17 protein-coding genes and 1 pseudogene are annotated in these 17612 nt (G+C 69.7%); 9 read left to right on the forward strand and 9 right to left on the reverse strand.

All coding sequences use genetic code 11. From position 1 onward, the window contains the following. Nucleotides 1–139 precede the first annotated feature (139 nt). The 3 genes and pseudogenes from ACFOYY_RS03235 to ACFOYY_RS03245 form a co-directional block, all read right to left on the reverse strand. The gene (locus ACFOYY_RS03235; protein ID WP_386187685.1) at nucleotides 140–409 is read right to left on the reverse strand and encodes a hypothetical protein; all 270 of its coding nucleotides are present in this window, start codon (nucleotides 407–409) and stop codon (nucleotides 140–142) included. A gap of 22 nt (nucleotides 410–431) precedes the next feature. After that, nucleotides 432–602 (reverse strand): annotated as a pseudogene (locus ACFOYY_RS03240) (RNA-guided endonuclease TnpB family protein); the annotation flags it as partial. 202 nt (nucleotides 603–804) lie between these two features. Beyond that, on the reverse strand, nucleotides 805–1902 hold the full coding sequence (locus tag ACFOYY_RS03245) for an aldo/keto reductase (RefSeq protein WP_386187688.1): 1098 nt from the start codon (nucleotides 1900–1902) through the stop codon (nucleotides 805–807). Nucleotides 1903–2027: 125 nt separating this feature from the next. Here ACFOYY_RS03245 and ACFOYY_RS03250 point away from each other — a divergent pair, with 125 nt between their 5' ends. From ACFOYY_RS03250 to ACFOYY_RS03270, 5 genes are all read left to right on the forward strand, one after another. Then, on the forward strand, nucleotides 2028–2633 hold the full coding sequence (locus tag ACFOYY_RS03250; protein ID WP_362776253.1) for a TetR/AcrR family transcriptional regulator: 606 nt from the start codon (nucleotides 2028–2030) through the stop codon (nucleotides 2631–2633). Between the two features lie 110 nt (nucleotides 2634–2743). Next, nucleotides 2744–3136, forward strand: coding sequence for a YybH family protein (locus ACFOYY_RS03255; RefSeq protein ID WP_386187692.1), 393 nt, complete (start codon nucleotides 2744–2746; stop codon nucleotides 3134–3136). A 1-nt stretch (nucleotide 3137) separates the two neighbouring features. Then, nucleotides 3138–4649, forward strand: coding sequence for an aldehyde dehydrogenase family protein (locus ACFOYY_RS03260; protein ID WP_386187695.1), 1512 nt, complete (start codon nucleotides 3138–3140; stop codon nucleotides 4647–4649). A gap of 39 nt (nucleotides 4650–4688) precedes the next feature. Then, a complete protein-coding gene (locus ACFOYY_RS03265) occupies nucleotides 4689–5900 on the forward strand; it encodes an acyl-CoA dehydrogenase family protein (RefSeq protein ID WP_386187698.1) in 1212 nt (403 codons plus the stop codon). Next, the gene (locus ACFOYY_RS03270) at nucleotides 5897–6394 is read left to right on the forward strand and encodes a flavin reductase family protein (protein WP_352011833.1); all 498 of its coding nucleotides are present in this window, start codon (nucleotides 5897–5899) and stop codon (nucleotides 6392–6394) included. Before ACFOYY_RS03265 ends, ACFOYY_RS03270 begins: the two co-directional genes overlap by 4 nt. 251 nt (nucleotides 6395–6645) lie before the next feature. On the opposite strand, the gene ACFOYY_RS03275 is transcribed toward ACFOYY_RS03270, so the two are convergent. After that, a complete protein-coding gene (locus ACFOYY_RS03275; RefSeq protein ID WP_386187702.1) occupies nucleotides 6646–7830 on the reverse strand; it encodes an RNA-guided endonuclease InsQ/TnpB family protein in 1185 nt (394 codons plus the stop codon). A gap of 185 nt (nucleotides 7831–8015) precedes the next feature. On the opposite strand from ACFOYY_RS03275, the gene ACFOYY_RS03280 reads away from it, so the two are divergent. After that, nucleotides 8016–9062 carry a LuxR C-terminal-related transcriptional regulator gene (locus ACFOYY_RS03280; protein WP_362776244.1) on the forward strand — a complete coding sequence of 349 codons (1047 nt, stop codon included), beginning with the start codon at nucleotides 8016–8018 and terminating at the stop codon, nucleotides 9060–9062. A 24-nt stretch (nucleotides 9063–9086) separates the two neighbouring features. Here ACFOYY_RS03280 and ACFOYY_RS03285 read toward each other — a convergent pair whose 3' ends face one another. Further along, nucleotides 9087–10067 carry a helix-turn-helix transcriptional regulator gene (locus ACFOYY_RS03285; RefSeq protein ID WP_362914442.1) on the reverse strand — a complete coding sequence of 327 codons (981 nt, stop codon included), beginning with the start codon at nucleotides 10065–10067 and terminating at the stop codon, nucleotides 9087–9089. A 107-nt stretch (nucleotides 10068–10174) separates the two neighbouring features. Here ACFOYY_RS03285 and ACFOYY_RS03290 point away from each other — a divergent pair, with 107 nt between their 5' ends. After that, complete coding sequence (locus ACFOYY_RS03290) at nucleotides 10175–10570, forward strand: RidA family protein (protein ID WP_352012082.1); 396 nt, start codon at nucleotides 10175–10177, stop codon at nucleotides 10568–10570. A 97-nt stretch (nucleotides 10571–10667) separates the two neighbouring features. Here ACFOYY_RS03290 and ACFOYY_RS03295 read toward each other — a convergent pair whose 3' ends face one another. From ACFOYY_RS03295 to ACFOYY_RS03305, 3 genes are all read right to left on the reverse strand, one after another. Next, nucleotides 10668–12101 (reverse strand): M4 family metallopeptidase, encoded by a 1434-nt coding sequence (locus ACFOYY_RS03295; RefSeq protein ID WP_386187705.1) that lies wholly within the window; start codon nucleotides 12099–12101, stop codon nucleotides 10668–10670. A gap of 729 nt (nucleotides 12102–12830) precedes the next feature. Further along, nucleotides 12831–13736, reverse strand: a complete 906-nt coding sequence (locus ACFOYY_RS03300) for a hypothetical protein (RefSeq protein WP_386187707.1) — start codon at nucleotides 13734–13736, stop codon at nucleotides 12831–12833. 150 nt (nucleotides 13737–13886) lie between these two features. Next, the gene (locus ACFOYY_RS03305; RefSeq protein WP_386187709.1) at nucleotides 13887–14429 is read right to left on the reverse strand and encodes a hypothetical protein; all 543 of its coding nucleotides are present in this window, start codon (nucleotides 14427–14429) and stop codon (nucleotides 13887–13889) included. Between the two features lie 796 nt (nucleotides 14430–15225). On the opposite strand from ACFOYY_RS03305, the gene ACFOYY_RS03310 reads away from it, so the two are divergent. Both ACFOYY_RS03310 and ACFOYY_RS03315 read left to right on the forward strand, forming a co-directional pair. Beyond that, complete coding sequence (locus ACFOYY_RS03310; RefSeq protein ID WP_386187711.1) at nucleotides 15226–15420, forward strand: hypothetical protein; 195 nt, start codon at nucleotides 15226–15228, stop codon at nucleotides 15418–15420. A gap of 796 nt (nucleotides 15421–16216) precedes the next feature. Continuing rightward, complete coding sequence (locus ACFOYY_RS03315; RefSeq protein WP_386187713.1) at nucleotides 16217–17137, forward strand: inositol monophosphatase family protein; 921 nt, start codon at nucleotides 16217–16219, stop codon at nucleotides 17135–17137. Between the two features lie 49 nt (nucleotides 17138–17186). Here the strand turns inward: ACFOYY_RS03315 and ACFOYY_RS03320 are convergent, their stop codons facing one another. After that, nucleotides 17187–17612 carry a low affinity iron permease family protein gene (locus ACFOYY_RS03320; protein ID WP_386187715.1) on the reverse strand — a complete coding sequence of 142 codons (426 nt, stop codon included), beginning with the start codon at nucleotides 17610–17612 and terminating at the stop codon, nucleotides 17187–17189.

Raw genomic sequence — 17612 nt, forward strand, 5'->3', positions numbered from 1 at the left:
GCGACGACACTTAATCAACAACGAAATGTTGTTGTAGTACTAGGACCTGTCCGGCAATTCGAAGTCGCGGAGCCAGAGCATGACAGATGCCAGGGTGACGCCTGTCGGGTAGCGGGCGGCCAGATCCACGGACCCCTTGTCAGGAGGCGGGGTGGTCGGCGCTGAGGGTGAGGTCGCGCCAGGTGTCGAAGGTGGTCCTGAGGGTGCCGAGGCGGGCGGAGGCCACGTCGTAGGCGGCCCTGCCCAGCAGCAGGCGCAGCGGTGGCCGCTCCGACCCGACGGCGGTGATGATCGCCTCGCTCGCGCGGACCGGGTCGCCGGGCTGCCTGCCGTACGTGGCGAGGGTCGAGGCCCGTCGCGCGCCCGCCGTCTCCGCGTAGTCGTCGATGTGGACGCCGGACTGACGCATGGAGGGGCCCGACCAGTTCGTCCGTGAAACGAACCGTCTGTCGGCTGTCCTTCCTCGACCGGAACCGGGGCGGTGCGATCTTTCGCCCCTTGCGCCTGCCTGTGACCGAGGAGAAGAAGTTGCGGTAGGCGGCGTTCAGGTCCGCCAGCGCCTGCTGCAACACCACGGCCGAGACCTCGCTTAGCCAGGCACGCGACCCGGCGGCGAGTGCCGTACGGTATGCCCGCGTCCTCGGGGCTCAGGCGCTCGCGGCGGGCGCGCAGGAACCGGCCGAGCGGGTTGTCCCGGGCCGCGGCCGCGCCCGTGGTCTCAGGGTCCATGCCTTCGAGGCCAGGCCCGGCGCCGGGGAGGCAGAAGCCCTGAAGGGGGCCGTGCCACTCCCACCCTGACGGGCGTCAGGCCACCCAGTTCCGTACGGCGGGGGCGTATCCGGCGGGCTTGTCTCCGACCTTGACCCCCGGGCTGACCAGATTGCCCTGGTACTCCGGGGTGAACATGCCGTAGACCAGCGGGGGCGTCACGGCGCTCGCCTCGTCGAGGACGGCGCGCAGCTCCGGCGGGATCTCGAAGCCGAGGGCGGCCATGGTGCCGTCGAGCTGCCGCACGTCGCTCGCCCCGACGATCGCCGAGGCGATCCCGGGCTGGGTTGCGACCCAGTTGACGGCGACCTGGGCCGTCGTCACCCCGAGCTCGGCGGCGACCTTCTCGGCCGCCGTCAGGATCCGCCACTCCCGGTCCGTCCACGACCGCCAGGCCGAGCCCGAGCGGTCGAGCCTGCCCGGCCCGGTCAGACCCTGTCCGTCACGCCGGTACTTGCCGGTCAGGAAGCCGCCGCCGAGGGGGCTCCACGCCGTGATGCCGACTCCCAGGTCGCGTCCCATCGGGACGTGTTCGAACTCGATCGCCCGGTCGATGAGGGAGTAGGGCAGCTGCACGCAGAGCACCGGGGGGAAGGCGCCGGTCTCGGCGAGGGTCTGGGCGCGGGCCGCGTACCAGGCGGGCACGTCGGACAGGCCCGCGTAACGGATCTTCCCGGCCCTGGTGAGGTCGTCGAAGGTCCGCATGACCTCCTCGACGGGGGTGATCCGGTCCCAGGTGTGCAGCAGGAACAGGTCGATGTGGTCGGTGCGCAGGCGGCGCAGCGACGCCTCGACCGCCCTGATCATGTGCTTGCGGCCGTTGCCGCCCGCGTTCGGGTCTCCGGGCTCGACGCTGTTGGTGAACTTGGTGGTGAGCACCACCCTGTCGCGCACCCCGGCCTCGGCGATGAGGTCGCCGAGGATGGTCTCGCTCTCTCCGGCGGTGTAGAAGTCGGCCGTGTCGATGAGGTTCCCGCCCGTCTCCAGGTAGCGGCGGAAGACGGGGCGGATCTCGTCCCGGGCCTTGCCGTACGCGGCGTGGAAGCCGCCGGTGCCGAAGTTCATCGTGCCGAGCGCGAGCCTGCTGACCCGCAGCCCGGAACGTCCGAGCAGGTAGTACTGGTCGAGAGACATGGGGGTCCTTCCCGTTCTGAGATGGGCGGGTGGTTTCGCGACCCACCTTGCGCGGCATAAAATGGACTGTCAAGTCCAAAACTGACGCGATAATATGGACTGAAAAGTCCAATCTGGAGGTGGTCATGCCCACGCTCACCCGCAAGGGGGCCGCGACCCGGCGGCGCATCCTGGACGGCGCCGCCGCACACATCCGCGAGTTCGGCGTGGCCGCGACGACCCTCGACGACGTGCTGGCCAGGACCGCCACCAGCAAGAGCCAGCTGTTCCACTACTTCCCCGGCGGCAGGGAGGAGCTGCTGCTGGCCGTGGCACGACTGGAGGCCGACCGGGTGCTTGAGGACCAGCGGCCCCAGCTCGGCGACCTCACCTCCTGGCCCGCCTGGTGGTCGTGGCGCGACACCGTCGTCGAGCGTTACCGCAGGCAGGGCGGCCTGTGCCCGCTCAACGCCGTCACCTCGCACCTGGGCGAGGGCACCCCCGGCGCCCGCGCCGTGGTCACCGGGCTGATGGGCCGCTGGCAGGCCGAGCTCGCCGCCGGAGTACGGCACATGCAGGGCGCCGGTGAGATCGACCCCGCCGTCGACCCCGACCGCGCCGCGGCGGCCCTGCTCGCGTGCGTCCAGGGCGGCGTGCTGATCCAGATGTCCACCGGCGAGACCACCCACCTGGAGGCCGCCCTCGACATGGGCATCGCCAGCCTGCGCGCGGGCTCCTTCCCCGCGAACTGACGGGCATCCCCCGAACAGGGGATGCCCGCGAACCCCGTCCCGGCGGGATGTGGCCGCCTGCGGCCGAACCTACGTTGAGGGAAACGCACCCCCCTCACCAAGGAGTAACCGTGGGTTCGCACAACAGCGTCACCGAGCTCAACGAGTTGTTCGTCGAGGCAATGAACACCGGGGACCTCGACCTGGCCGTGTCCTGCTGGGACGAGAACACCGTCTTCCAGACCGCGCCGGGGACGGAGCCCGTCCGAGGGCTGCCCGCCCTGCGGGAGGCGCTCCAGCGGTTCATCGACACCAAGCCCCACCTGACGATCGAGGAACTGCACCGGGTCGAGGCGGGGGACGTCGCCCTGGTCGCGCTCAGGTGGCACCTGACCGGGACCGGCCCCGACGGGGAGCCGATCGAGATGGGCGCCGTGGACAGCAACGTCTTCTGCCGTCAGGCCGACGGCACCTGGCGCATCCGCATCGACAACCCCTTCCACTCCCAGCACATCGGCTTCTGACATGACCACGACCGAAGCCACCACGGGAGTCACGGCCGGCCGGCTCTCGCTGGCCGCCCCGCAACCCCTGCTGATCGGCGGCGAGGAGGTCAGGGCCGCCCGGACCTTCCCCGCCGTCGACCCCAGCACCGGCCGCGTCTGGGCGCAGGTCGCCGAGGGTACGGCGGGCGACGTGGACCGCGCGGTCGCCGCGGCCAGGAGCGCCTTCGACACCTGGCGGCGGACCTCGCTCGACACCCGGCAGGCCCTGCTGTGGGCCGTCGCCGAGCGGCTGACCCAGGACGCCGGACGCTGGCCCGCCCTGCTCGCGACCGAGAACGGCAGAGCGGTCCGCGAGGGCGGCCTGATCGACGTGCCGACGGCCGCGGAGATCTTCCGGTTCTTCTCCGGCGTCGTCCGCGACCTGCACGGGCGGACCGTGCCCTGCGGCCCCGGCGCCCACGTCTCCACCACCCCGCGCCCGCTCGGCGTCGTCGCCGCGATCGTCCCGTGGAACTCGCCGCTGATCTCGGTCGCGCACAAGCTGGCGCCCGCCCTGGCCGCGGGCAACACCGTCGTGGTGAAGCCGTCGGAACTGGCCTCGGTCAGCACGGTGGAGTTCGTCCGGCTCGTGCAGGACCTGTTCCCGCCCGGCGTCGTCAACGTCGTCACCGGGTTCGGCCCCGAGGCCGGGCACGCGCTCGTCTCCCACCCCGACGTCGCCAAGGTCAGCTTCACCGGCGGTACCGAGACCGGGCGCCGCATCCTCGGGGGCGTCTCGGAGCGGCTGGTCCCGGCGCTGATGGAACTGGGCGGCAAGGGGGCCATGGTGGTCTGCCCGGACGCCGACCTCGACACCGTCACCGAGGACGTGCTCACCGGCGTCTTCGCCGCCAACGGCGAGGTGTGCTTCGCCTCCTCACGGCTCATGGTGCACCGGGACCGCCACGACGAACTCCTCGAAAGGGTCGTCGCCCGCGCCGAGGCGATCGTCGTCGGCGACGCCCTCGACCCGGCCACCCAGCTCGGCCCGCTGGTGACGGCCGGGCACCGCGACCTGGTCGCCGCCAGGGTGCGGGCCGCGCTCTGCGAGGGAGCGCGACTCAGGGCGGGCGGACGCGTCCCGGAGATGCCCGGCGAACTGGCCGGGGGCAGCTACTACCGGCCGACCGTCCTGGCCTCCCCGGACGGCACGACCAGCGCCTCGTGCGAGGAGTTCTTCGGCCCCGTCCTCACCGTGGAGTCCTGGACCTCGGAGGAGGAGGTCGTCGAACGGGCCAACCGGGTCGCCTTCGGGCTGGCCAACGGGGTGTGGAGCACCGACCTCGCCCAGGCCTACCGGCTCGCGGACCGTCTCGACTCCGGGATGGTCTGGATCAACACCTGGTTCGCGACACCGCTCGGCCAGCCGCAGGGCGGCGTCAAGGCCAGCGGCTTCGGCAGGGAGGGGGCCACCTCGACCCTGCTGGAGTACACCTCGACCAAGGTCGTCCACGCCAGCCTCGACACCGCGCGTCCACCGATGTGGACCTGAGGAACCCAGAACCCACGACCAGGAAGACAGGCACCCCACATGCGCTTCGACCTCGACGAACACAGTGAGCGGCTGGCCGCGCTCGGCTCCAGGCTCGCCGCGGACTTCGCCCCCCACGCCGGGGAGCACGACCGCGACCGCAGCACCGCGACGGAGAACCTCGCCAAACTGCGCGAGGCGGGCCTGTACGGCGTCGCGCTCCCGCGCGACCTCGGCGGCCTCGGGGCCAGGACGACCCAGTGGCTGGCCACCGTCGAGGCGCTCGCCAAGGGCGACGCCTCGACCGCGCTCGGCTTCAACATGCACTACGTGGCCACCCGCATCATCGCCACACTCGACGCCGTACCGGCCGACGCCAGGAAGCGGGTGGCCAACCTGGTGGTCCGGGACGGCGCGCTGATCTGCGCGCCGCTGTCCGAGCCGTCCGCGTCGAGCCTGCTGCCCGCCACCTACATGCCCACCCTCTCCGCGCGCCGGGTGCCCGGCGGCCTGGAGGTCAGCGGCACGAAGATGTTCGCCTCCCTGTGGGAGGCCAGCGACTACGCCTTCATGTTCGCCCACCCGGAGTGGGCGGACGACCCGACCCACGTGGTCGGCTTCCTGATGCCGACCCGCCAGGACGGCGCGATCACGGTCACCGACGACTGGGACACGCTGGGCATGCGCTCGACCCGCAGCAACCAGGTCCGCATCGACGGGGCGTTCGTGCCGGACGACCTCGTCCTGTGCGAGTTCGGCGACTTCCTCGGCAACTGGATCGTGGCCCAGGCCCACATCGCGTGGGGCGGCTACACCGGCGTCTACCTCGGTGTCGCCGAGGCGATGGCGGAGTGGCTGCGGAACGCCCTCGGGACGCGCACGGCCAAGGGCCACGCCCAGCCGATGGGCTACCACCCGACGATCAGCACCGCGATGGGGCACATCGCGGCCCAGATCGAGGCGGCCAGGCTGATGATGTACCACGCGGCCTGGGAGGCCGACGAGAACAGCGGGCCGAGCCTGAACACCTGCGCCGCGTTCCTGCGGGCGAAGCTGATGGTCGGCACGGCGATCCACACGATCTCCACGCTCGGCACGACGGCGGGCGGCCTCAACTCGCTGATGCGGGCCAAGGGCTACGAGCTGATGCTGCGGGACGCCATGACCGGCCCGATCATGCCGCCGAACGCGCTGGCGTGCGCGGAGATGGCCGGTCTGATCTCGATGGGGCTCGACCCGGGCCAGGCACCGGCCCTGCGCACGGCGTCATGAACGGGGCCACCTCGTGCGAGCCGTCGACCGAGCCGACTCCCGAGGCCTTCAGATCGGCGTGCGCCCAGTTCCCCACCGGGGTCGTGGTCGTCACGACGACCCTGGACGGCACGCCGTACGGCAGCACCGTCAACGCCTTCACCTCCCTCACCCTGCACCCGCCCCAGGTGCTGGTCTGCCTGGCGGCGACCTCCCGCACCTGGTCGGCGATCGAACGCTCCGGGGTGTTCGCGGTGAACGTGCTCTCCTCGGGGCAGGCGGCCACGGCCCGGTTGTTCGCCTCGAAGGACTCCGACAAGTTCGAGCACGTGGACCACGTCCCCGGCGCGGTCGGCGCGCCGCTGCTCGCCGGGACCACGGCGAGCTTCGAGTGCCGCCTGGCGGGGACGCTGCGCAACAACTCACACTGGATGCTCATCGGGCGGGTGGTCTCACTGGCCGCCGAACCCGAGCGTGAGCCGTTGCTCTTCCTCCACGGCCGTCTGGCCGGATGACGGCCCCGGCGGACCCGGCCGGACAGCGGCTCGGCGGACCCGGCCGATGACGGCCCGCCGGACCCGGCCGGATGGCGAGTCGCCGGGCGCGGGTCCGCTGAGCGGACCCGACGCTTGGCGGCCACGGCCGTCCTCCTGGAAGGTGGGAGGAAGCCGGTCCGGGCGGGACGCCTCGGCGGGCCGCCCGGCCGAGCGTGTCGAGAGTGGAGCACGTCGTGACTCCTCCGTTCCCTGAAGGAAGCGGCTTCTCGCTAAGCCGCTTCCGCGGCCTGGCGAAGGGCAAGCCCTGCCCTCAAGACGTTGACCGCCGCGTTCACATCGGCGTGCGCGGCATGCCCGCACTCCCGGCATCGGAACCCGGCTTGGGTGAGGCGGTTCTCCGCAGCGCGGTGCCCGCAGGCGGCGCAGGTGCGGGAGGTGTGGGCGGGGTTCACCGCGATCAGCTCTCGACCGGCGCTCTCAGCCTTGTACGACAGAATCGTCAGGAACACCACCCACCCCGCATCCAGAATGCTCCGGTTCAACCCGGACTTGGCGGCGACGTTCCGGCCGGGCCGCTCGACCGTGCCCGCAGCCGAGCGGGTCATGTTCGCGATCCGCAGGTCCTCGTGCACGATCACGTCGTAAGTGCGGACCAGGGCGAGCACGGCCTTGTGCCCGTGGTCGAGGCGCTGACGGCGGACCTTGCCGTGCAGGGCGGCGACACGGGCGACCGCCTTACGGCGCCGCGTGGAGCCTCTCTTCTTACGGGCCAGGGCTCGTTGAGCCTGCGCGAGACGATCGGCGGTCGCGGACAGGTGGCGCGGGTTGGCGACGTGCTCGCCGCCGGAGGTGGTCACCAGCGAGGCGACGCCCATGTCGATGCCGACCGTCGTGCCCGTGGCGGGAAGTGGTTCGGCGGGCACGTCGTCGCACGACAGCACCACATACCAGCGGGGCCCCTCCCGTTTGACGCCGATCGTCTTCACGCGGCCCTTGACCGGCCGGTGCCGGTGCGCCCGGACATGCCCGACACCCTGAAGGCGGACATAGGTGGCGCTGGGGTGTTCGGGCTGGGAGTCCCACCGGCAGCCGTCACCGTCCCTGGGCCACTCAACGGTGTCGAACCGGCCCCGCCCCTTGAACCGCGGGAAACCGGGCGTGCGGCCTGCTTTGACGCGGCCGAAGAACGCACGGAACGCCTTGTCGAGCCGTCGAAGGGTGGACTGCTGGGAGGAGAAGGACCAGCGCCCCTGCCCGTCCGGGTCGTCGGCGCGGATGTGCTTCAGTTCGGCCGACTGCTCGCCGTAGCGGATGCTCACGCCCGCCTTGGCATAGGCGGTGCGGCGATGCTCCAGAGCGGCGTTGTACAGGACCCGGTGATCGTCCAGGCACGCCGCCAGCGCGATCTCCTGGTGGCGGGTGGGACGCAACAGGAATTTGAACGATCTGCGCACGCCCCACCCCTCTCACGTTCGGTAACTACACCGTCACGGTATCGGCCGGCACCGACAAAACCAGGAAGGACATCCGCGATGCGCGGACCAGGCGGGTCACTGCACGCTCGGGCCTTGGCGGCCCTCCCGCTCCCGCTCCCGATTCTCCCGTCACCTAAAGGCGACAGTCCCCTCGGGAGAATCTGATGGGCAGTCCCGCCGCCGATCCGGTCCGATCGCTGCCGCCCGCGCTCGTCGCCGAGCTGGTCGCCTCGCCCTCCCTCGACCGGCTGCTCGACCGCTTCCTCGACTTCCTCGAAGAGGCGCCGGGCAGGTTCGGCTCCTTCGCCGCGGGCGTCTACGTGCACGACAACGTGACCGGGCGCCCCGCCGCGGCCAGGGTGCGGGGACTGGGCGACTACTACGTGCGCAGCTACGAGCGCCACGGCCGCGACCGGGACCCCGTCGTCCAGCGAGCCCTGCGCGAACGCCGGGTGTGCGACAGCGACTCGCTGATGCCGAGGGAGGAGTGGCTGAAGCTGCCCATCGTGCACGACGTGTTCGCCCCGCACGCCATGGCGCGGGTGCTGTGCGCCCCGTTCGTCGTCGGCGCAGAGGTGGCGGGCACGCTGAACCTGGCCCGGCGGGACGGGCAGCCCGAGTTCACCGAGGCCGACCGCGACGCCGCCCACGTGGCGGCCATGGTGCTGGGCATCGCGGTGTCCGCGGTGCGGGAGCGGTCCTCGATCGAGCGTGAACGCCACCAGCTGGCCGAGGCGCTCGACCGGTGCGGCACGCCGGTCGTGCTGACCGACCTGGCGCTGGCGCGGCGCCACCTCAACGCGCCCGCCCTGTCCCTGTTCGCCAGGCTCGGCGATGCCCGCCCGGAGGTGGAGCGGCTGCTCGACTGCGACGGGGACAGGACGGTCGTCTCCTGGAGCGCGGACGGCGCCCTGGAGACCGGGCCGCACCTCACCGTCACCTCGCAGCGGCTGCCCGGCCAGCCGGACGTGATCGTCTCGGTCATCACCGTACGGGACGGTACGGCGCGCCTGGTCGCCCCGTACCGGCTGGCGTCCCTCACCCCGCGCGAGGCCGAGATCGCCACCCGCGCCCTCACCGGCCGCAGGGACGGTGAGATCGCGGCCGAGCTGTTCATCAGCCCGCACACGGTCAAGCACCACCTCAAGTCGATCTACGCCAAGCTCGGCGTGCACACGCGCGCGGAACTGCTCGACCGCCTGCTGCGCTGAGCCCGCCGTACGGCCCGGCACCCGTCAGTCCTCGGGGTGGTCCTCGTAGCGGGTGGCGATCGCGGTGGCGCGCTCGCGCAGCCAGGCGCGCAACCACCGCGGGGCCAGGGCCTCGGCGTCCAGGGCGAGCTGCCACAGTGCCCACTTGGCGTGTCTCGCGTCCTGGAAGGTCACCTCCATCCGCAGCAGGCCGTCCGGGTCGGCCTCCTCGGCGAGGACGGCCAGCGCGGTGCCCACCAGCTCCTCCCGCCTGGCCGGGGCCAGCCGTACCAGCACGGCGACCTGGTCGCCGCCGGCGCGGAACCGCGTGCCGCGCTCCTGCCAGGCCCGGTCCAGATCGACCCGGTCCGGCCGCCGCGCGGGCTCGGCGAGCCTCTCGGCGGCCAGGACCCGGGACAGCCGGTAGGTGCGGTCGGCGCCGGACCGCGTGGCCAGCAGGTAGCCCTGGTCGCGTACGGTGACCAGGCCGATCGGATCGACGGTGCGCCACCTCGGGGCCTGGCCGACGGCCGCGTAGTGGATGCGCAGCCTGTGCCCGGCGAGCACCGCGCGCCGGATCTCGGCGACCACGGCGTCCGGCACCTCCTCGGCGACCGACCGGCGCGAGAGGAGGTCGGTCTCCGGGTCGATGAGCAGCCGCTCGGCCGCCTCGGCCGCGATGCCCTGATGGCTTTCCGGCAGTGCGTCGATCACCTTGAGCATCGCCGAGGCGAGTGCGGAGCCGAGGCCGAACGCCTGCGCGCCGCGCCGGGACCCGGCGATCAGCAGGGCGAGGGCCTCGTCGTGGTTCAGCCCGGTCAGCTCGGTCCGGAAACCGGGCAGCAACGAGAACCCGCCGTGCCTTCCGCGTTCGGCGTAGACCGGGACACCGGCCGCCGACAGCGCCTCGATGTCGCGCAGCACGGTGCGGGTGGACACCTCAAGCTCGCGGGCCAGCGCGACCGCGGACAGCCGGCCGTGCCGCCGCAACAGCAGCACCAGCGAGACCAGCCGATCGGCACGCACGCAAAAACACTACTGGAATACACGACACAAGATGTCGTGATTTGCCGGGAGGCTTGGTGACATGGCCATCGGGCCGATGAATGTAATCGAATGGAGCTGACATGGCAGTGGAGCGAACGGCGGTCAACCCGTGGGCGTGGTCGACGGAGCTGGGATACAACCAGGGGGAACTCGTCTCCGGGCAGACCCGGACCCTGTACTGCGCCGGGCAGACCGCGATGGGCGGCGACGGCAGGCCCCGGCACGCCGGTGACATGGCGGCGCAGCTGGCGCTGAGCCTGGACAACCTGGAGGCCGTGCTCGGCGAGGCGGGCATGTCCCTCGCCGACCTCGTCCGGCTCAACGTCTACACCACCGACGTGGACCGGCTCTTCGAGCACTACGGCGTGCTGGCGTCGCGGCTGGGTGCCGCCGGGGTGGCGCCGTCGACCACGATGCTCGGGGTGACACGGCTGGCGATCCCCGACCTGATGGTCGAACTTGAGGGAACCGCCGTCGCCTGAGGCACCCGTGCGACACCACCGGAGTGTCCCGGCGGCCGGAGGGGCGGACGGTCTCCGCGTCCGCCCCTCCTCCGGCCGCACCCGTGGCGGTCGTTCGTCAAGGCGTCGCCTGATCGCCCTCCCCCATGACCGTGAGGGTGAAATGGGCCGTCTTGGCGGAGCCGCCGGAGGTGGCGACGAAGGTGATGGTGTGGGTACCCAGGGGGGCGCCGGCCGAGACGTTGATGGTCGCCGTGATGGTTTGACCGGCCTGGACGATGTTGACGGTCGTTCCCGCGGGGGTGCCGGTGGCCGACAGGGTCACCGGCTGGGCCATGTCGGGAGACAGCCTGATCTGGACGGTGGTGGACCCGCCGGGGCTGACCGTGGCCGAGGGCGGGTCGACCGTGATCCCGCTGGGATAGGGAGAGGGCGGGGGAGTGGGCATCGAACAGGTCGGCTCGCCGGCCTGGGCGGGGACGCGGATGGCGGTCCACGCGGCCTTGGTCGCGTTCATCTCGGGGCAGCCGTAGAGGTTCTTCGCGGCCAGCATGGTGGCCACGCGTGCCCTGCCGTACGACCAGCCGAGGGACTTGCGCTGGATCCCCTGATAGAAGATCCGGGCGGCCTTCTGGATGCCGACGCCGGTCAGCGTGGACGGGCCCGCGCAGACCGGGCTGGCGGGTTTGCCCGGCGGGTTGGTGCCCTCGGCGAGTAGGTAGAACCAGTGGTCCTGCGGTCCGCCGTCGGCGGGCGGGATCATGGAGAGGGGGTAGCAGTTCCGGTTACCCGTCAGTGAGGGGTCGTACATGTTCCTGAGCGGCCCACCGCCCACGATGTTCACCTCCTCGCCGATCAGGTAGTCCGGTTCGTCCAGGGCAGGGGGGTGGTTGGCGTAGTGCTCGGTCAAGGTGCCGAAGATGTCGGCGGCAGACAGGCGGAGGGACTGCGCCTCCGGGCCGTTGCCGTCGTCGTAACCGGTTTTGGCGTAGACGGCCAGGCCGTAGTGGTAGCCGACCAGGTCGAGTGAGGTGAGCTGGTCGGTGCGGGCGCTGTTGTGGCCGAAGACGGCACGGGCGCCGTCCCAGTAGGCGTTGACGTCGTTCAGGCCGACGGAGGCCGGGTAGGAGTGGCCGGCTCCGTCGACGCCGTTGCGCCCCAGCCAGTCACGCAGCATGTCCCAGTGCTTCTGCGCGGCGAACATGACGTCGACGCAGGCGGTCTCCAGACTGGTGCCGGTTCCGTCGCCCCAGGCGTCGGTCGGCTTGGTGAGGACGGGGCCGTTGAGACGGCCGCAGCTCAGACCGGGGTGGGTGGGGTCGTTCAGGGAGTACAGGCCCCCGGAGTACGTGGTCTGGACGGCCACCGGGTTGCCGTTGAAGTGACTGTTGCCCGAGCCCAGGAGCGCCCGGCCGGCCGTTCCCGCACCGCTGTGCACCGTGGCGAGCCGGGACGCCGTGCTCGTGGTCTCCGCGCCGTTCGCCGGCGCCGTCGTGCCCATGGTGACGACCGTCATGAGAGCGAACGCTCCCAGCGTGGTTTTGAGGTTCATACGCGATGACTCCTTGTCCGCAGGCGCAAGGAGCCGTGGCCGGCCAGGGCTGCCCCAACGGTGCCATCGACATGGGGGGCGGAGAACCCTACAAATCCTTATATTTCGGGCGTATGGCGTGCATAGCGCTCCCAGCGGGCGCACGGGCCAGGGACCGGAAAACACGTTCCGGCCTCGCCGAGCGCGGCAAGAAAGGATCGATGATCCACCTCATCACCGAGCACACCGGTCTGCCGATCGCCATCGCGTTCAGCGCCGTCCACTCCACCGCTACGAACGCCGAGCAGGCCACTTCGTATTCTTCGCGCCCACCTTGCCGAGCTCGAAGAAGGCCCCGGTGAACGGCTCTTCTACGCTGTAAAGAGCGGAGAACCGCAGTTCGTCACGCACCGGTGCACGGGGAAAGCGGTGCGGAATCGCCCTGGCCAAGAAGGGACTCGCATCCCCGCCGACGGTCCGGCCGCACGACCTCCGTCACGCCTGTGTCTTGACATGCCCTCAATGCCGAGGTGCCCGCGCCACGGGCCGCCGAGCGCGCCGGTCACAGCGTCGACGTGCCTTGACGTGTTCTTGCGCGTGCATGCCAGGTGCATCGTCCAGCGGGACGAAACGGCGAAGCGTCGGATCTCCGGCTCCTTGGGAGACGATTCAGCCGCGTGGATGTCGAAAGATGTCGGAAACGTTCCGGCAGACTTCGACTCCATGCGCGCGGGCGGCATCGAAATCAGTTCAGGAGAGGACCTTGACGGCGTTCGCGTAGCGCACCTTCAGAAGGTTGGACAGGCGGTCGACGGTGAGGCGGTCGGCCGCGATGACCTTCTCCTGGGCCGACGCGTAGGCGCGCTTACGGGCACCGCTGTAGTCCACCTTCAACCGGCACGCCTCATCGGCGACCGCCACGGCGATCTCGTCCTTGCCGGGCGGCTGCCACACACTGTCTTCCCCGCCGCGCCCGGCCCATCGCCTGTCGCTCTCGGCGGCCAGGGGGTCCGGGTAGGTGAAGCCCGACGCGCGCATGCACTCGCTCCATGCCGAGCCCGCGGCCCGCACTTGGGGGTCGCTGTACGCGGCTATCGCGGCGTCGTCCATCAGGACATAGAAGTTCTTGTAGATGTGCGGCTTCGCGGGCACCTTGCCGTCCGGGCCGGGAGCGTTTCCATTGAGTTCGCGCTGCGCCCAGCCGTCACACCCTTCCGGAGGGACGGCACGGCCTTTGTATGTTCTCACAGTGCCGACATGAACAGCGTCCTGCTCCCGTGGAATGACGTACCCACGGATGCCGGAAACGGCGGCACCGACTTCCTCCCATTGCCCGGGAGGGCCGCTGTAGCCGTATTCGGCGACTTTCTTCGCCCCCAGCCAGCCGAGGTAGGACGCGTTCTTCGGATAGGTGACCGGCTGGGTGTTGTGCGGTTTGAAATTCAGTCCGAAACCGGCCACACATCGCCCTATCAAGAGATACCGGGCGGTCTGGACCGCAGAGCGTTGTTCGGGCGTCAAATCGTAAGCGTCCAGAGGAAGGACCAGGTCAGACTCGTTCTGCACGAGGCGGGATTGCGGCGGGTCGGACGGGCTTGGTGCACTGCAGGCGGACATGGCACCTAAAAAGGTTGTGACGCATGCGGCGGTGGCCATCGGACGGCTCTTCAAGTCTCTCCTATGACGACAAGCAGTATGGCTGCCATAACCTATCTGGGATGCCATGCCGTCGCGTCGGCTCATTTGGCCTGCGCGACGGCATGGTTGTCAGCCGGTCATCGATGACTTCGTACGACGCTGGTCGCTCTAGTAGGATTTCCTGTCGCCGTACCACCACGCGCCGTTCCAGTCGGAGTGGGCGCGAATGTAGGTGGCCTCGTTCTTCCGGATGCCGGCGGTGTAAGCGGTGTTCGGGGAGGTGATTGTACGGCCGAGCGCGCTGCCCCAGCCGCAGAAATGCGGATCGCCAGCATTGTCCCACCAACCGGTCGTCACCCTGTCGTTGGGCGGAGTCCCGCCCGGCACGTAGTCATTGTACGACTTGGACCAGCCGAAGGTGATACCGTTAGCTGAAAGAACCCCGTCGTTCACCTGCGACCGGAAGTATTCTACGTAGCCGTCGCTGTTTGTTCCACCTCCGTTGTAGACGGTGCCGGCAACCCCGACTCGATTGCTTGAGAAAGTGGCCGATCCGGGATCGCTCAGCCAATTCCCACAATAGATGTCCGCTGCCAGCATCGAGGCGTCGCCGCGCGCGCGATTCGTCGCGCTCGGCTTGTCCTCCTCCTTCAGCGGAAGGTCTTCGGCGGAGATGGGTCGCGGCGCGGGGGCGCCTTGCAGAAGCTTCATCTGACTGGCCCGTCCCTCAGGGGTGAGCGTCCCCTGCTGAACAACGGGGTCACCGGCCGTGACGGGAGCCGGTTCGGCGCTGGCCGGGGCCGTTGAGAGGACGGCCATAGCCGGTGTGGTCAATGCGACGATCGTCAGGGAAACTCTACGGAGCATGAAGTTATCCTTTCAGAATTCGAACGAACGGTTGTCGAGTCTTTTCGCGGACCAGGCGCAGGCGCCACCTGAGCCGGTTGTTCTGGGCGGCTGTTCTGCACCTCCATGAAATCTGGGCAGCATCGTGCGAACGCTGCGATCGTCCGAGGAAGAAATCAGGGGATGGCTGCGCGGCATCAGCGGATGCGTTTCCTGCCCATTCGCTGAGCGGCCTTGGTGTGATCCTGGCCTGGCCGGGTCAAAATTGTCAGATAACGACGCCATGCCCAGTTCCATCTGCAGGGCGCGGGCGGTCTAGAATATCGCCCCCCGCCCGGCGATGCAGACTTCCACGTTTTTGTAGCCTGCCACCTGTCCGTAGGCCGCGTTGACCGAATCCTGGGCTTGATGGCCTCACTGTCCAAACTTGCACCTTTCAAAAGGCAGTCAGGGGTGAAAAGATGATAATCCTGCTGTCCCGATTTGATGCGGTGGTGCCGTGTGTCTGAACTTCAATGTCTAATCTTGTCTGCGCGGTGACAGATTATATGTCCGTCTTCGGGGGCGCAAGATCTTTTGCGCGATGGGATGGCTTCATAGCGTGACTATCGTTCGTATGGATTGTCATTGAGCCATTGATTAAGCCTCCGTGTGACAGCTCATGGTGATCTTTGATCGGCCATCTGGTGTCGCCATGTTCCAGACGAGCATAGAAGAGAGCGGCCTTGAGGATCGTGCCGATGCCCCAAGAGCCGAGAATCATTCGCCGCAGCGCCTTGAAGATGGTCTTGATCAGGGAATTGGTGCGTTCGGCGTCGCGTGGGCGCCGCAGGTGACCTGGTTGAAGGTTCGGTGACCTTCGGCGAGGCTGCGGCCTTCAAGATTTTTGGTCCGAAGGTGCAGTTCTGGAAAGGAGATATCAACGAGTCGGTGAGGCGGGCAGGTCCGCCTTGGTCGGCGCCTCTAGCGGGCGGGCGCCCACCGACGGCTTGGCGCAGGCGCCGTCATGTGCGCGGTGCGGCAACAGGTCCATCGGATCAACGAATCTTTTGTCCGGTATCGGTCAGAGGCGCTTGACTGACAAGCAGCGGAATGAGGTAGGGATGGCGATCCGCGGCAGGCTCTACAACGGCTTGAAAAGGTCCTGGAAACGAATGACCGCTCCGAGCCAAAGCCAGCTGTTCCGGCAGGCCACCAAGAGGGAACAGCCCGTCGCTGACCTCCCCGGGGTATGCCGCACAATCGCGAGGTGTTCGCTGGCGCGCCGGTCAGGCCGCAAGGCGTCGACGCCTTTCGGAGATGCCCCGCCTGGAGAGATTGCCAGTGCGGTGGCCGACAACGGTCATCGGGATGAACATCCCTGGAGTCCGGCCTCGCCCTTACCCGGTGGGCGTACCGACTCCTGGTCTGATTCGGCTTGGCAGCATGGACACCGATCATCGGGCCTGTGATCCTTGGCGCCAGACCGCAGCGAGCATGCTTTCCTGGCTGGCGGTGGCGACGCCATCACCGCTCCGGCCAACGTGGTGCGGCCAGCGGCGACGGTGGGAATGTTCACAGCCTTGTCCGGTGGCAGACAGGGCCCGCCGGTCAGCCGTACGGGTGACGTCCGATCCGGCCGATGGAGACCGGCTCCCGGTACCCTGCACGGCGTGATCGACTCCAACGCGGGTCCCGGCGACGCCGAGGTCGCGATAGCCGCGGCGTGTGCCGGCGCTGACGTGGTGCGTGGCCTGTACGGCCGGCGGCTCGCCCGCATCGACAAGGGCGCCGGAGACTTCGCCACGACCGCCGATGTGGAGGCCGAGAAGGCGATCCTCCGCGTCCTCCGTGCCTCCCGGCCCGATGACGCGGTGCTCGGCGAGGAAGGCGGGCGGCAGGGCGCGGCCGGCGCCGAGCGCCAGTGGTTGGTCGATCCCTTGTGCGGCACGCTGAACTACGCCGTCGGCGGCATGCCGGTGGCGGTCAACGTGGCGCTGCGCGACGGGGCGGCGGCGGTGGCCGACCCGTTCGGCGGCGAGGTCCTCTTCACCGACGGCGAGTCCGCCTGGACGCGGCACGACGGAGCCGACACGCGGCTGGTGCCCACTTCCGCCAGCCGGTTGGTGGACGTCAACCTGGACCCGCCGTTCCCGAGCGCGCCCGGGTTCCGGGCCGTTGACCTGCTGGCCCACGCCGGGTTCGCCGAGCGGTTCCGGCCGAGGGTCGTGTCCACGACGCTGGCGTTGGCCTGGGTCGCGGCCGGTAGACGCGCCGCGTACGTCACCGACGGTGGTGACCTGTCCGGGAGCGTGCACTTCGCCGCCGGGATCGCCGTGTGCCGGGCCGCCGGTTGTGTGGTCACCGGGATCGACGGCGCCCCGATCGGGCGGGCGGGCCGCGGGCTTGTGGTGGCCGCCGACGCCGAGGCCCACGGGCTGCTGATGTCGATGATCCACGGCCGAAAAAGGAGAGGCCGCTCTCCTGATCGGCCGCCGCGATCGCTCGGCCGGCCCGATCGCTCAGTCGCCACGATCCGAAGAGGTGCCTGCGGGAGATCGGTTACGCCACGACGCCGGCGGGCGTCGTCGTGATCGGCCGGTGTCGGCGCTCGCCACGGTGCGTGAGAACCGCGGGCCGGGATCAGGTGCCTTCCTTGTTCTCCAGGCCGACGGCGGCACGCAGCTCGCGCATGTCCTCGTGCAACTGCTTCAGCTGCCGGTCGGCGGCGACCTGCTTCATCAGGTCGGCCAGCGCGTCGGCGATCGCGTTCAGCTTGTGCTGCAGGGCCTCATCGGCCCGCCTCTGCGTGTTCTGCAGCAGGGCCACCAGCAGGAACGTCACGATGGTGGTGGCCGTGTTGATGATCAGCTGCCAGGTGTCGACGTCACCGAAGAGGAAGTACGACGGAGCCCAGATCAGGACCAGTAGCACGCACATCGCAAAGAACCAGGCGCCGGAGACGAAGGCGGCGGCCTTGGTGGCGAAGCGGTCGAAGAACGACAGGCGGGCGTTCACGTCCGTCGGCATGGTGGCCGTGTCGCCGCTGCCGGAGTGATGTGTCGTCAT

The sequence above is a fragment of the Streptosporangium jomthongense genome, from assembly GCF_042650425.1.
Lineage (GTDB): Bacteria > Actinomycetota > Actinomycetes > Streptosporangiales > Streptosporangiaceae > Streptosporangium.